Origin of the sequence: Pseudomonas sp. NPDC089996, from assembly GCF_044748405.1 — a bacterium.
Lineage (GTDB): Bacteria > Pseudomonadota > Gammaproteobacteria > Pseudomonadales > Pseudomonadaceae > Aquipseudomonas.
In genome coordinates this window covers 12,502-25,861 of record NZ_JBIVGA010000002.1, presented here as the reverse complement: position 1 = coordinate 25,861, position 13,360 = coordinate 12,502, and the positions used below count along the sequence as shown (strand labels likewise).

12 protein-coding genes are annotated in these 13,360 nt (G+C 64.4%); 6 read left to right on the top strand and 6 right to left on the bottom strand.

Annotated elements, in window-relative coordinates; translation table 11 throughout:
* Nucleotides 1-61 precede the first annotated feature (61 nt).
* The 4 genes from ACIPW4_RS03070 to ACIPW4_RS03055 form a co-directional block, all read right to left on the bottom strand.
* Nucleotides 62-1,096, bottom strand: coding sequence for an XdhC family protein (locus tag ACIPW4_RS03070; RefSeq protein WP_400654663.1), 1,035 nt, complete (start codon nt 1,094-1,096; stop codon nt 62-64).
* A gap of 153 nt (nt 1,097-1,249) precedes the next feature.
* Complete coding sequence (locus ACIPW4_RS03065) at nt 1,250-2,587, bottom strand: c-type cytochrome (protein ID WP_400654660.1); 1,338 nt, start codon at nt 2,585-2,587, stop codon at nt 1,250-1,252.
* 18 nt (nt 2,588-2,605) lie between these two features.
* Nucleotides 2,606-4,855 carry a molybdopterin cofactor-binding domain-containing protein gene (locus tag ACIPW4_RS03060; RefSeq protein ID WP_400654659.1) on the bottom strand — a complete coding sequence of 750 codons (2,250 nt, stop codon included), beginning with the start codon at nt 4,853-4,855 and terminating at the stop codon, nt 2,606-2,608.
* Nucleotides 4,855-5,310, bottom strand: a complete 456-nt coding sequence (locus ACIPW4_RS03055) for a (2Fe-2S)-binding protein (protein ID WP_400654656.1) — start codon at nt 5,308-5,310, stop codon at nt 4,855-4,857. The genes ACIPW4_RS03060 and ACIPW4_RS03055 overlap by 1 nt, the downstream gene beginning before the upstream one ends.
* Nucleotides 5,311-5,557: 247 nt before the next feature.
* Between ACIPW4_RS03055 and ACIPW4_RS03050 the strand changes: the two genes are divergently transcribed.
* Complete coding sequence (locus tag ACIPW4_RS03050) at nt 5,558-7,744, top strand: OsmC domain/YcaO domain-containing protein (RefSeq protein WP_400654653.1); 2,187 nt, start codon at nt 5,558-5,560, stop codon at nt 7,742-7,744.
* Between the two features lie 273 nt (nt 7,745-8,017).
* Nucleotides 8,018-8,830, top strand: a complete 813-nt coding sequence (locus tag ACIPW4_RS03045; RefSeq protein ID WP_400654652.1) for a class I SAM-dependent methyltransferase — start codon at nt 8,018-8,020, stop codon at nt 8,828-8,830.
* Nucleotides 8,831-8,847: 17 nt separating this feature from the next.
* Here the strand turns inward: ACIPW4_RS03045 and ACIPW4_RS03040 are convergent, their stop codons facing one another.
* Complete coding sequence (locus tag ACIPW4_RS03040; RefSeq protein WP_400654650.1) at nt 8,848-9,147, bottom strand: hypothetical protein; 300 nt, start codon at nt 9,145-9,147, stop codon at nt 8,848-8,850.
* Between the two features lie 170 nt (nt 9,148-9,317).
* Between ACIPW4_RS03040 and ACIPW4_RS03035 the strand changes: the two genes are divergently transcribed.
* The 4 genes from ACIPW4_RS03035 (at nt 9,318) to ACIPW4_RS03020 (ending at nt 12,377) form a co-directional block, all read left to right on the top strand.
* A complete protein-coding gene (locus ACIPW4_RS03035; RefSeq protein ID WP_400654649.1) occupies nt 9,318-9,746 on the top strand; it encodes a DUF2231 domain-containing protein in 429 nt (142 codons plus the stop codon).
* A complete protein-coding gene (locus ACIPW4_RS03030) occupies nt 9,743-11,035 on the top strand; it encodes a PQQ-dependent sugar dehydrogenase (RefSeq protein WP_400654647.1) in 1,293 nt (430 codons plus the stop codon). The genes ACIPW4_RS03035 and ACIPW4_RS03030 overlap by 4 nt, the downstream gene beginning before the upstream one ends.
* A 75-nt stretch (nt 11,036-11,110) precedes the next feature.
* Nucleotides 11,111-11,689 (top strand): hypothetical protein, encoded by a 579-nt coding sequence (locus ACIPW4_RS03025; protein ID WP_400654645.1) that lies wholly within the window; start codon nt 11,111-11,113, stop codon nt 11,687-11,689.
* Between the two features lie 181 nt (nt 11,690-11,870).
* A complete protein-coding gene (locus ACIPW4_RS03020) occupies nt 11,871-12,377 on the top strand; it encodes a DMT family transporter (RefSeq protein WP_400654644.1) in 507 nt (168 codons plus the stop codon).
* On the opposite strand, the gene ACIPW4_RS03015 is transcribed toward ACIPW4_RS03020, so the two are convergent.
* The gene (locus ACIPW4_RS03015; RefSeq protein WP_400654643.1) at nt 12,378-13,286 is read right to left on the bottom strand and encodes a LysR family transcriptional regulator; all 909 of its coding nucleotides are present in this window, start codon (nt 13,284-13,286) and stop codon (nt 12,378-12,380) included.
* Nucleotides 13,287-13,360: the final 74 nt, after the last annotated feature.

Below are 13,360 nucleotides of genomic sequence, written 5' to 3'. Positions count from 1 at the left end.
TTCGTGGGGCGAGGTGGTCGCCTTTGGATGTTTGGCACCTGTGAGACCGAGCGCCAATCACCTAAAGGCGAACACCCCCAGCCCGAACATCAACCTCCCGCGCACGCTTTGCCTCACTGACATTGACTGCACCAGGCAAGTCGACGCTGTTCTTGGTCGCCAGAATCTCGGCCATGACGCTGACGGCAATCTCGGCCGGGGTCTTGCTGCCGATATAGATGCCAATCGGCCCGTGCAGGCGCCGCAGTGACGCCTCGCTTTCGCCAAAGTGCTCGATCAGGCGTTCCCGGCGCAAAAGGTTATTGCGTCGGGAACCAATCACGCCAATGTAGAACGCCGGGCTGTGCAAGGCTTCGAGCAGGGCCAGGTCGTCCAGCTTGGGATCGTGGCTGAGGCCGACGATGCAGCTGCGCAGGTCGGGGGCGAACGCGCGCACCACGTCATCCGGCATACCGACGATCTTCTCTACGCCAGCGACATTCCACCCGCCCATGTATTCAGGGCGCGGGTCGCAGACCGCCACCTTGAAACCGTTGAACAGCGCCATGGTCGCCAGGTACTCGGCCAGCACCCCGGCGCCGATCAGCAACATGCGATAACCAGGGCCCAAGGTGTTGAGCATGCGCTGACCATCGAAACTGAACTGCTCCGGAGCACGGGTGGTTGTCAGTTGCACCTGGCCGTTTTGCAGGTGTAGTTCACGCCGCACCAAGTGGCCGCTGTCCAGCAATGGCAGCAATTGCTCCAGGCTCGCCAGTGGCGGAGCAAATTCGAGGATCAGCTCCAGGGTGCCGCCACAGGGCAGGCCGAAGCGATGAGCCTCATCGGCGCTGACGCCGTAACGCACTACGTCCGGCAAGCCTTGGGGCATGCCGTCGCCCTGGTACGCCGTGGTGTAGCGGTGGATGAGGTCGTCCTCGATGCAGCCGCCAGAAACGCTGCCGACCACCCGGCCATCGCCGCGCAGGGCCATCATCGAGCCGACTGGCCGTGGCGATGAGCCCCAGGTGCGGGCGACGGTGGCCAGCAGCACCCGCTCGCCAGCCAGCAACCAGTCACGGGCGGTACGCAAGACCAGCAGGTCGATGCTTTCCATGGAAGCCTCTTGTTAAAACCAGATTCAATCAATACCGGTACTGGCCTCTTCGCGGCTAAAGCCGCTCCCACAGGTACAGCGCAGCACTTGAGCATAGTGTTGACCCTGTGGGAGCGGCTTCAGCCGCGAAGAGGCCGGCACAGGCAACATCTTCTACCGCATGTGCAAGATGATCGGGCTGCTGCTGGCCGGGTCGGTGTGCCCGCGCAGCTTGCCCACTGCCTGCGCATCCACCGCCCCCCCCGCGTTGCCCCAAGTACTGCGCACGAAGCTCAACACGTCGGCAATCTCCTGGTCCGACAGCTGCTCGCGGAACGCCGGCATGCGGTAGGCATCCGGCAGGCCGGCAGCAACGATGCGCTGCGAGCCATTGAGGGTGATGTTGATCGCCGAGGCGTTTTCCCTGGCCAGCGCCGAGGTGGCGCCGGCCAGCGGTGGCATCCACTCGGCCTGGCCCTTGCCATCCAGCCCGTGGCAGGTGGCGCAACGTGTGACATAGGTATGGGCGCCAGGGCTGGCCAAGCGTGCGTCGGCGGACACGGCCTGATACTGCCAAGGTGCACCGTCACGCTGTGGGTCACCGGGTAGCGACTTGAGGTAGCGGGCGATGGCGCCCAAGTCCTCGTCGCTCATGAACTGCGTGGAGTTGTTGAACGCTTCGGTCATCGACCCATACACCACCGCATGCCGGTTGCGCCCGGTCTTGAGAAACTGCACGATCTCGGCCTCGCTCCAGCGGCCAAGCCCGGTGTTGTGGTCGTTGCGCAGGCTGGGCGCGTACCAGCCATCGAGCAGGGCACCGGCAAGGAACGGCGTACCGGCTTCATCCAGGGCTTTCTCGTTGAACGCCAGGCCCCGTGGCGTGTGGCAACTGCCGCAGTGGCCAGGCCCCTGGACGATATAGGCGCCGCGGTTCCACAGCGCGTCCTGTGCAGGTTTGGCCGAGTAAGGCGTGTCGGCGGCGAACAGGCCGTTCCACAGGGCGATGGGCCAGCGCAGGTTCAACGGCCAGGGGATATCACTGGGGATGTTCGGCTGATGCGCCGGCTGCACACCGTTCATGAAGAAGGCGTACAGCGCCTGCACATCGTCATTGCTGAGCTTGGCGTACGAAGGGTAAGGCATGGCCGGGTACAAGCGCCGGCCGCCTGGCGCGACGCCATGGCGCACGGCGCGGTCGAAGTCGGCCAGGCTGTAGTTGCCGATGCCGGTCTCCCGGTCGGGGGTCACGTTGGTGGCGTGGATCGTGCCCAGCGGCGTGGCCATTGCCAGCCCCCCGGCAAACGGCTTGCCGTCGGGCAGGCTGTGGCAGGCCACGCAGTCGCTCAGCCGGGCGACATATTCGCCACGGCTGACCAGCGCGGGGTCAATGTGTTCGCTGCTCAAGGGCGAGGCAGGCTCGCGGGTCACGTACCAGGCCAGCAGGCCGGCCGCGACCAGGCACGGCACGGCCAGCCAGCCAGCGGTTCTGGCGAAACGGCTGTGGGTCATGGGGCGTTCCTTGTCCGGTCAGCTGAAGGAGTGGCGGCTCAGGGGCAGGCTACGCACCCGCTGGCCGGTGAGCTGGGCCACGGCGTTGGCCACGGCAGGCGCCACCGCCGGCAAGGGCGGCTCGCCGATACCGCCCATCTTCGCCCCGCTTTCGACAATGCGCACATGCACCCGGGCCATGCGTGACGGTGGCAGGATCGGGTACAGATCGTAGTTGCGCGCACGGGGCTTGCCGTCGATGAACACCGCTTCCTCCAGCAGCGTCTGTGACAGCCCCAGGGCCACCGCACCGTTGACCTGGTGCTCGATGATCGCTGGGTTGACGATGCTGCCGGGGTCGATCGCCTGCCAGATGTCATGCACCTTGACCTGGCCGTTCTCGATCGACACCTCGGCGATTGCCGCAGCCTCGGAGCCGAATGGCGAGGCCATGGCGATGCCACGGGCACGTTTGCTGCCATCTTCTGCCGTGAACGGCCCGCGCTTCCAGCCGCCGGACAACTCGGCCACCGCATGCAGCAGGTTGGTCAGGCGCTGGTTGTCGCGCAGCAGGTGCAGGCGCAGCTGGTAAGGGTCCTTGCCGCCCTTGTCGGCCAACTCGTCGAGGAACGACTCGTAGAAAAAGTCGTTCAGCGAATTGCCCACCGAGCGCCAGTAGCCGAGCATGGCCGGGCCCTTGACGTAGATCTGGGCGATGCGTTTGTTGGCAATGGCGTAGGCCTTGCCCGACAGCCCTTCGAGGGCCGTGGGGTCGATCTTCTCGCCTTGCTTGCCGGCGAGGGCTTCGGTTGGGCCTTCGGTGGCGCTTACCGCTTCGATGGCCACCGGCAGCCCGTCGGCATCCAGCCCGGCGCGGAACTTGACCACGGCGACCGGCCGCAGCACGTCGCGCAGGAACTCTTCCTCGCGGCTCCAGATCAGCTTGACTGGGCGGCCGACCGCCTTGGCCAGGGCGATGGCCTGTGGGTAGGGGTTGGCGGAGTCATACAGGAAATGGCGGCCGAAGAAGCCTCCAAGCAGCGGCGAATGCAAGGTGATCTGCGCAGGGTCCAGGCCGGTGCGCTTGGCGATGTCGGCGCGGAACATGTCTGGCGCCTGGTTGGGCAGCCAGACGTCCAGGCTGCCGTCGGAGTTGAAGCGGGCGAGGGCGGACGGCGGCTCCAGCTGCGCGTGGTTGAGGTACTGGTTGTGGTAGCTGGCTTCGACCTTGGTCTTGGCATTGGCCAGGGCGCCGGCGATATCCCCTTCGTTCTCTTCGTCGCGGGCCGGCCCTTCAACGGTGGCCAGATGCTCGCGCCAGCCGTCACTGGAAAAGTCTGCCGGCATCGGCCGCACCTTGCTGTCGGCCCCCGGCTCTTTCCAGTCCACCTGAATTGCCTCGACCGCGCGCTTGGCGTGCCACCAGCGTTCGGCAACCACGGCCACGGCACCGGGCAACTGATGCACCGAATGCACGCCTTTCATGCCCTTGACCTGTTCCTCGTTGCGCAGGCTGCCCACGGTCATGCCCAGGCGTGGCGCGTGCTGCACGGCGGCGTGGAGCATGCCGTCGACCTTGATGTCGATGCAGTACAACGCTTTACCGGTGGACTTGTCGTAGGCGTCCAGGCGCCGCACCGGCTTGCCGATCCAGCGGAACTGGCTGGGGTCGCGCAGCTTGATGCTGGCAGGGTCCGGCACCGGCAGGTCCATCGCACGGCTGGCCAGTTCGCCATAGGCCAGCGAGCGGCCGGAGGCGGCGTGAATGACCTTGCCGGGCTCGGTGGACAGCTCGCCGACCGGCACGCCCCATTGCTCGGCCGCAGCCTGCAGCAGCATGGCCCTGGCCAGGCCGCCGAGGCGGCGCATGGTCGGGTAGCTCATGCGTACCGACATGCTGCCACCGGTGATGCGCAGGCCGTTTTCCATCACCACATAGGCTTCTCCGGGCGGCGCGCTATCGACCAGGAAGTTGGCCGGGTCGACGTCCAGTTCCTCGCCGACAATCTGTGCCATGGCGGTGAACGGGCCCTGGCCGCCCTCCATGAACGGGCTGAGCAGGCGCACCTTGCCGTCCGGGCGGATTTCCAGGAACGCCGGCACCTGGGTGCCGCGCTCCGGGGCAGCGGCCGCCGCTGCCTGCACCCGGGCCGAGCCCATCGGCAGGCCGAAGCCCAGCACCAGGGCACCTACGGCGGTGCCGGCCAGGAAGCGCCGTCGCGACAGGTTGACGGTTTCGCCCAGTTGCAGCCTGAGCAGTTCGGCAGGGGTATCGACGGGCGTGTTCATCAGGCCGGCTCCCCTTGGGCCAGTGCATGCACGGCGGCATGGATGGCGTTGTAGGTGCCACAGCGGCAGAGGTTGACCATCGCCGCGCTGATCTGCTCATCGCTGGGCTTGGGGCTGTGCTTGAGCAGCGCCGTGGCGGCCATCACCTGGCCGGACTGGCAATAGCCGCACTGCGCGACCTGGTGCTCGACCCAGGCCGCCACTACGCGCTTGCCCACCGGGTCAGCCTCGACCGCTTCGATGGTGGTCACTTCACGCCCCACCACGCCGGCCACGGGGGTGACACAGGCCCGCACGACGTTGCCGTCGACCAGCACCGAGCAGGCCCCGCACTGGGCCAGGCCACAGCCATACTTGGTGCCAGTCATGCCCAGGTCGTCACGCAGCACCCACAGCAGAGGTGTGTCGGCATCGGCGTCGACCTGATAGGTCTTCTGGTTGATACGAAGTTCCATGGCTTACCTGCTGATCATCGGTTGTGGGCGTCTATGGTCCGCTGGGGAATACGTTGTTCCCCAATCCAGAAACGCTAGCACAGAGGTACGGCCACTGGTCTGGTGGCGGGCGCAGGTCCGCAGGATCAGGCAAGCAATCCGTTGGATTGTGTAGGTGCGTATGGAAGCAGGGGGGGACTTGCGGGGCGAAAACCCGGATAATGCCGGCCAATTTCGTTTTGCCCGCTTAACTCACGGTAATCCCCGCATGGAAATCAAGGTCAATTTTCTCGACAACCTTCGTCTTGAAGCCAAGTTCGACGACTTCACGGTGATCGCCGACCAACCGATCCGCTACAAGGGCGACGGTTCGGCCCCAGGCCCGTTCGACTATTTCCTGGCCTCGTCGGCCCTGTGCGCGGCGTACTTCGTCAAGCTGTACTGCCAGACCCGCGATATCCCCACCGAGAATATCCGCCTGTCGCAGAACAACATCGTCGACCCGGAGAACCGCTACAACCAGATCTTCAAGATCCAGGTCGAGCTGCCCGAGGATATTTCCGAGAAGGACCGCCAGGGCATCCTGCGTTCCATTGACCGCTGCACCGTGAAAAAGGTGGTGCAGACCGGCCCAGAGTTCATCATCGAAGAGGTCGACAACCTCGACGCCGATGCCCAGGGCCTGCTGATGCCGGTGGCCGACACCACCACCTACATCCCCGGCAAGGACCTGCCGCTGGAGCAGACCATCGCCAACATGTCGGGCATTCTCGCCGGCCTGGGCATGAAGATCGAGATCGCCTCGTGGCGCAATATCGTGCCCAACGTCTGGTCGCTGCACGTGCGCGACGCGCAGTCGCCGATGTGCTTCACCAACGGCAAGGGTTCGACCAAGGAGGCCGCACTGGCTTCGGCGCTGGGTGAGTTCATCGAGCGTCTGAACTGCAACTTCTTCTACAACGACCAGTTCTGGGGCGAAGACATCGCCAACGCGCCGTTCGTGCATTACCCGGACGAGCAGTGGTTCAAGCCAGGGCCAAAGGATGAGCTGCCGGCGCAGATCCTCGACGAAAACTGCCTGGAGATCTACAACGCCGACGGCGAGCTGCGCGGCTCGCACCTGTACGACACCAACTCGGGCAACACCGAGCGCGGCATCTGTTCGCTGCCGTTCGTGCGCCAGTCCGACGAACAGGTGGTGTACTTCCCGTCCAACCTGATCGAAAACCTGTTCCTCAGCAACGGCATGAGCGCCGGCAATACCCTGGCCGAAGCTCAGGTGCAGTGCCTGTCGGAAATCTTCGAACGCGCGGTCAAGCGTGAAATCCTCGAAGGCGAGCTGGCCCTGCCGGACGTTCCCCAGGACGTTCTGGCCAAGTACCCGGGTATCCTCGCCGGTATTCAGGGCCTGGAAGAGCAGGGCTTCCCGGTGCTGGTCAAGGATGCCTCGCTGGGCGGTGAGTTCCCGGTGATGTGCGTGACCTTGATGAACCCGCGCACTGGCGGCGTGTTCGCCTCGTTTGGCGCTCACCCAAGCTTTGAAGTGGCGCTGGAGCGCAGCCTCACCGAGCTGCTGCAAGGCCGCAGCTTCGAGGGCCTCAACGACCTGCCACAACCGACCTTCGAAAGCCATGCGCTGACCGAGCCGAACAACTTCGTCGAACACTTCATCGACTCCAGCGGTGTGGTGTCGTGGCGCTTCTTCAGTGCCAAGGCCGATTTCGAGTTCGTCGAGTGGGACTTCTCCGGCCATGGCGAGGACTCCAACATTCAGGAGGCCGCGACCCTGTTCGGCATCCTCGAAGACCTCGGCAAAGAGGTGTACATGGCCGTGTACGACACCCTCGGCGCCACCGCGTGCCGCATCCTGGTACCGGGTTATTCCGAGATCTATCCGGTCGAGGACCTGATCTGGGACAACACCAACCGCGCCTTGGGCTTCCGTGCCGACATCCTCAACCTGCACAGCCTCGAAGACCGCGCGCTGCGCGCGCTGCGTCGGCGCCTGGACAAATGCGAGGTGGATGACTACACCACCATCACCACGCTGATCGGCGTCGAGTTCGACGAGAACACGGTATGGGGCCAGCTGACCATTCTTGAGCTGAAGCTGCTGATCTGCCTGGCGCTCAAGCGCTTCGAAGATGCCAAGGAACTGGTCGAGGCGTTCCTGCAGTTCAACGACAACACCGTCGAGCGCGGCCTGTTCTACCAGGCGCTGAACGTGGTGTTGGAAGTGCAGCTGGATGACGAACTGGAACTGGCCGACTACGAAGCCAATTTCCGCCGCATGTTCGGCAACCCGCGGATGGACGCCGTGCTGGGTTCGGTCGATGGTAGCGTGCGCTTCCATGGGCTGACGCCGACCAGCATGAAGCTTGAGGGGCTGGATCGTCACCTGCGCCTGATCGAGAGCTACAAGAAGCTGCATGCTGCGCGGGCCAGGTTTGCCTGACCCATCCTGGGGGCGCGTTGCGCCCCTTTCGCGACACAAGGCCGCTCCTACAGATGACCGCGCACTCTTGTAGGAGCGGCCTTGCGTCGCGAAAGGGCTGCAAAGCAGCCCCCTATAACCCGTAGTTGCTGCAGTTATTGCCAATTGATATTGCCCTGTACTTGCCGCTTCCCCACATCAGCGCTTAGCTGTATGCCGCTCACAACCATCCCATTTCATGGCGCGCAGACCGCCAGAAGGACCTCGGCCGCGCACAACAAGAAGGCGCAGACCATGAGCACTCCTCTGGATACCAATGCACTGAAGGCCCGCCAGCAAGCGGCTTGGGCCAGCGGCGACTACGCGGTGATCGGCACCACCTTGCAACTGGTCGGTGAACGCCTGGCCGAGGCCTGCGATTTGCGCTGGGACGAGCAGGTGCTGGATGTCGCGGCCGGCAATGGCAACGCCACCCTGGCCGCCGCCCGGCGCGGCTGCCGGGTCACGTCCACCGACTATGTGGCCGAACTGCTCAAGCGCGGTGAAGAACGCGCCCGTGCGGAGCACTTCAAGATCGATTTCGAAGTGGCCGATGCCGAAGCGCTGCCGTACCAGGACGCTATCTTCGACGTCGTGCTGTCTACCTTTGGCGTGATGTTCGCCCCCGACCAGGCCCAGGCGGCCCGGGAAATGGCCCGTGTCTGCCGCCCGGGCGGGCGCATCGGGCTGGCCAACTGGACACCGCAGGGTTTCATCGGGCAGATGTTCAAGACCCTTGGCAAGCATGTGCCACCACCACCTGGCGCTTTACCGCCGTCGCGCTGGGGCGATGAAGAACAATTGCGCGAGATGTTTGCCGGCAAGATCGGTGCATTGGACGTGAGTCGCCAGCAATTCAACTTCCGCTACCGTTCGGCGGCGCATTTCATCGAGGTGTTCCGCACCTGGTACGGGCCGGTGCACAAGGCCTTCGCGGCGTTGCCTGCGCAGGCGGCGCAAGCGCTGGAGGCGGACCTGACGGCGTTGCTGAACGAGCACAACCAGGCGGGGGCATCCTCATTGGTGGTGCCCAGCGAGTACCTGGAAGTGGTGATCATCCGCTATTGAACGGCGCGGTGCTTGCCTCAGTTCTTGCACTTGGCCAGCACCACCTGGCAGGTATTTGGCGTACCACCGGAGCGGCCGGCATAGCGGATGCAGTTGTTCAGCGACTTCTGCTTGGCAATGCCCAGTGTGTTGCCCCAGGCCAGGCCGCCTTCGCCGATGCTTGGCAACGCCTTGGCGTAACAGTTGGAGCCCGGCGCGGCAGCGTAGTGGCGGGCCTTGCTGGTCTTGCTCGAACACCCGGCATTGATCACCAGGCTGATGACCAGCAGTGCATGCGCAGTCCAGTACGCGTAGGGTCGTGAGCTGCAAGTGTTCATGGTATCCCTCGTTCCGGCGCGCAAAGTCTTTCAGGATATTTCTATCAAGCCAAGCGGTGAACTATCCGAACGTCAAGGTGATCCTTTCTTAAGCGCACCCTGCGCACGCCTGACGGACCAGGCCACCGCGCCTCCGTCAGCCCCGGGTCACCGACTGATTAGGAGGCGCCGTGACCGCTACAGAGCAAACCCTCTACCGATGCACGCCCAGCCCGCTCCACGCGATCCTGCTGGCCGGCACGGTCCCGCTGTTTCTCGGCGCGCTGCTGAGCGACATTGCCTACTTCAAGAGCTACCAGATCCAGTGGAGCAACTTTGCCGCCTGGTTGATTGCCGGCGGCCTGCTGTTCTGCGGGCTGGCCCTGTTGTTCGCGCTGGCCAACCTGATCCGCGCGCCGCACAAAGGCGGGCGGCCGACCTTGTACTTCCTGCTGTTGCTGGTGACCTGGGTGCTGGGGTTGATCAACGCCTTCGAACACGCCAAGGACGCCTGGGCAGTGATGCCGACGGGCCTGGTGCTGTCGCTGATCGTGACCGTGCTGGCCTGCGTGGCCGCATGGCTGGGCATGAGCAACCTGCGCTCGGGAGGTGAGGCATGAAACCCTTGCACGCAATGTCGTTGTTGAGCATGGCACTGCTGCTGGCCGCCTGTGGCGGTGACGGCGAGCCCACTCAGGCGCTGGGCCCTGACCCGAAACTGCCGGCCCCGGAGCGCGGCCTGCTGCCGAGCATGAAGATCGCGCAACCGGCGCAGTGGGGGGATCAGAAGCCCACCGTGCCTGAGGGCTTCAGCATCAGCGCCATCGCCACCGAACTGAAGATCCCGCGCCAGAGCCTGGTACTGCCCAATGGCGATATTCTCGTCGCCGAGGGGCGCGGGGGCAGTGCCGCCAAGCTCAAGCCCAAGGATGTGATCGCCAGCCAGATCAAGGCCAAGGGCAATACCCAGGTCAAGGGCGGCAACCGGCTGACCCTGCTGCGCGATGCCGATGGTGATGGCACCTACGAGCTGCAGACGGTGTTTGCCGAAGGCCTCAATGCCCCTTATGGCCTGGCGTTTGCCGATGGCAAGCTGTACGTGGCCAACCAGGATGCGCTGGTGCGTTTCGACTACCAGGACGGACAGACCAAAGCCGGCGGCCCGCCGACCAAGCTCACCGACCTGCCGGCCGAAATCAACCACCACTGGACCAAGGCGCTGACCATCAGCCCTGACGGCCGCTACCTGTACGTGGGCATCGGCTCGAACAGCAACATCACCGAGCGCGGTATGGAAGTGGAGATCGACCGCGCCATGGTCTGGCAGATCGACGCCGTGACCGGCGCGCACAAGCCTTACGCCACCGGCTTGCGAAACCCGACGGCGTTGACCATTCAACCGGGCACCGGGCAGCTTTGGACGGTGGTCAACGAGCGTGACGAACTGGGCCCGGACCTGGTGCCGGACTACCTCACCTCGGTGCGCGAAGGTGCCTTCTATGGCTGGCCTTACAGCTACTGGGGGCAAAACGTCGATGAGCGGGTGAAGCCGCAGAACCCGGACAAGGTGGCTGCCGCGATCAAGCCGGATTACAGCCTGGGCTCCCACGTCGCCGCGTTGGGTGTGGACTTTTCCATCCCGGCCATGGGCGAACGGTTTGCCGACGGCGTGTTCGTGGGTGAGCACGGCAGCTGGAACCGCCCGAACCCGGTGGGTTACAAGGTGATCTTCGTGCCGTTCAAGGCGGGCAAGCCGGCCGGTGAGCCGATTGACTTCGCCACGGGCTTTCGCGCAGAGGATGGCAAGACCCGGGGCCGCCCGGTTGGGGTGACGGTCGACCCCAAGGGCGCGCTGATCATTGCCGATGACCTGGCCAATACCGTGTGGCGAGTGACGCGCAATCGGTAACTCCAGCTATGGTGTAGGAGCGGTGCGTGAAGCGTTCACGCGCCAATCCGGTCTTGATCACAGGGAAGCAAGCCTATGAATCCAATTTGCACGCTCGCTCGCGCCGTCGCCCTTGCCACGTTGATGTCCGCTGCCACCTTCACGGTGCAGGCTGCCGAGATTCCGATTGGCAGTGAGGCACTGGAAAGCCATGTCAAAACCCAGGTCACTGCCATCGACCTGGCCAACCGCCAAGTCACGGTCAAGGGGCCTAACGACAAGGATGTAACCTTGCAACTGACCGAGAAGGCCAAAGCGCTGCCCAATTTGAAGGTCGGTGACAACGTCGATATCTACGTCACCCGGGCAATCGCCTATGTGCTCAATAGCGATGTAGGCGGAGCGCCGAAGGCTACCGAGGAATCCGGGGCTATCCGTGCTACCAAGGACAACCCCAACCCCGGCGGCGAAGCCTTCCGCCAGGTTCGGGTAACCTCGCAGATCAAGAAGATCGACCTGAAAACCCATGAAGTGACCCTGCTCCCGCCAGAAGGCAAGTTGCAGGTGGTCAAGGTCGAGAACCCTGACCTGCAGGCAAGGATGAAGAACCTCAAGGTCGGCCAGACCGTCGATGCGATCTACACCGAAGTGCTGCGGGTCGATACCTGGCGCTGAAGCTGCTGGCCATTCGCGGTTCACGCTGCTCCCATATGGGAGCGGCTTCAGCCGCGAAAGGGCCGGGGCATGACATTCCGGCTGATGCATGGTGCGAATATTTCAAGTGCACCATTTCTATTTCCATAAGCATTGTCGATTGCCGATCATGCTCTCATTCTGACTTCAGATGAGACCCCTCATGTCCTACAAGACCTTGTTGCTGGCATTCCTTCCCGTGCTGATGGCCCTGGTTGCGGGCTTCGTGCTGCCTTACCAGGCCGCCAGCAACGCCGCCGTCGGCCGTGCGCTGGGGCACTGGCTGTGGGGCGCGTTCACCTCGCTGACGGTCAGTTCGGTGGTGGTCATCGCGGCGTTGCTGATTCTGCGGGTGCCCCTGCCTGACCTGAACAAGGCAGTGCAAGGCCCATGGTGGCTGTGGATCGGTGGCGTGCTGGGTGCGCTTTATGTCGCCGGTGCTGCGGCGTTGACACCCAAGCTGGGCACGGCGGGCTTTCTGGTGCTGGTGGTGGCAGGGCAGATTCTGACCTCGGTGATCGTCGATCACTTCGGGCTGATGGGCGTTGCCAGCAAGCCAGTGAACCTGGCCAGGGTTGCCGGGGTGCTGCTGATTCTCGGCGGCGTATTGCTGGTCCAGGGTGGCTGGACGTCCACCCCGTCGCCCGACCAGGCCGTGACCGAACGCTGATCACTGCCCGGGCTGGCTGCACGCCCAGACGGCTTCGCGCAGCCAGCGATGGCCGGGGTCGCTGTCCTTGCGCGCGTGCCAGGCCTGTTGATAGGCGATGGCGGGGATCGGCAACGGCGGTGTGAACTGGCGCAGGGAAGGGTGCTGGCGCATCGGTCCGACCGCACGCTGGGCCACCGTCAGGATCAGGTCGGTGCCCGCAAGGACTTCGACAGCAGCGCTCCAGTGCGGCAGCGCCAGGGCGATGTGGCGACGCTGGCCCTGCTCGGCGAGGGCGCGCTCGATCTCGTCATGGGCATCCGGATGCATGGCCATTAGCACGTGCGGTCGCGCCAGCCATTGATCCAGGGCCAGCCCGCCCTTTTCTGGCAGCACCTGGCGATCGGCGACGCTGACGAACCGGTCTTCGAACAAGGTTTGTGCGGGGATGTCCGCTGGCAGTTCCGGGAAGATGCCAAGGGCCAGGTCGAGTTCGCCATCGAGCAACTGCGCGAGCATGGTTTCGCGGCTGGCCTGGCTGATCGCCAGGTCGACGCCGGGGGCGACCTGGCGCAAGTGGCGAACCAGGGGCGGCAAAATGATGCGCGAAGAATAGTCGGACAGCGACAACCTGAAGCGGCGGCGGGCTTGGGCTGGGTCGAACTGCGGCGCGGCCAGAAGGCCGTTGAGGCTGCCGAGGGCATCTTGCAGCGGTTTGGCCAGGGATTGAGCGCGGGCGCTCAGGGCCATCTGGCCGTGCTGGCGGATCAGCAACGGGTCGTCGAAGTGCGCACGTAGCTGCGCCAGAGCGTGGCTGACGGCAGGTTGGCTGCGGTGCAGGCGCAGGGCGGCGCGGGTCACGTGCCTTTCACTGAGCAGGGCGTGCAGGGTGAGCAGCAGGTTGAGGTCGATCTTGCGCAGTTCATCCATGGGGCGAATGCTTCTGGTGGCTTTGGCATCGGTTAATCAGCCTAACAGATGGGCTGGCCTCTTAATGGGTAAAC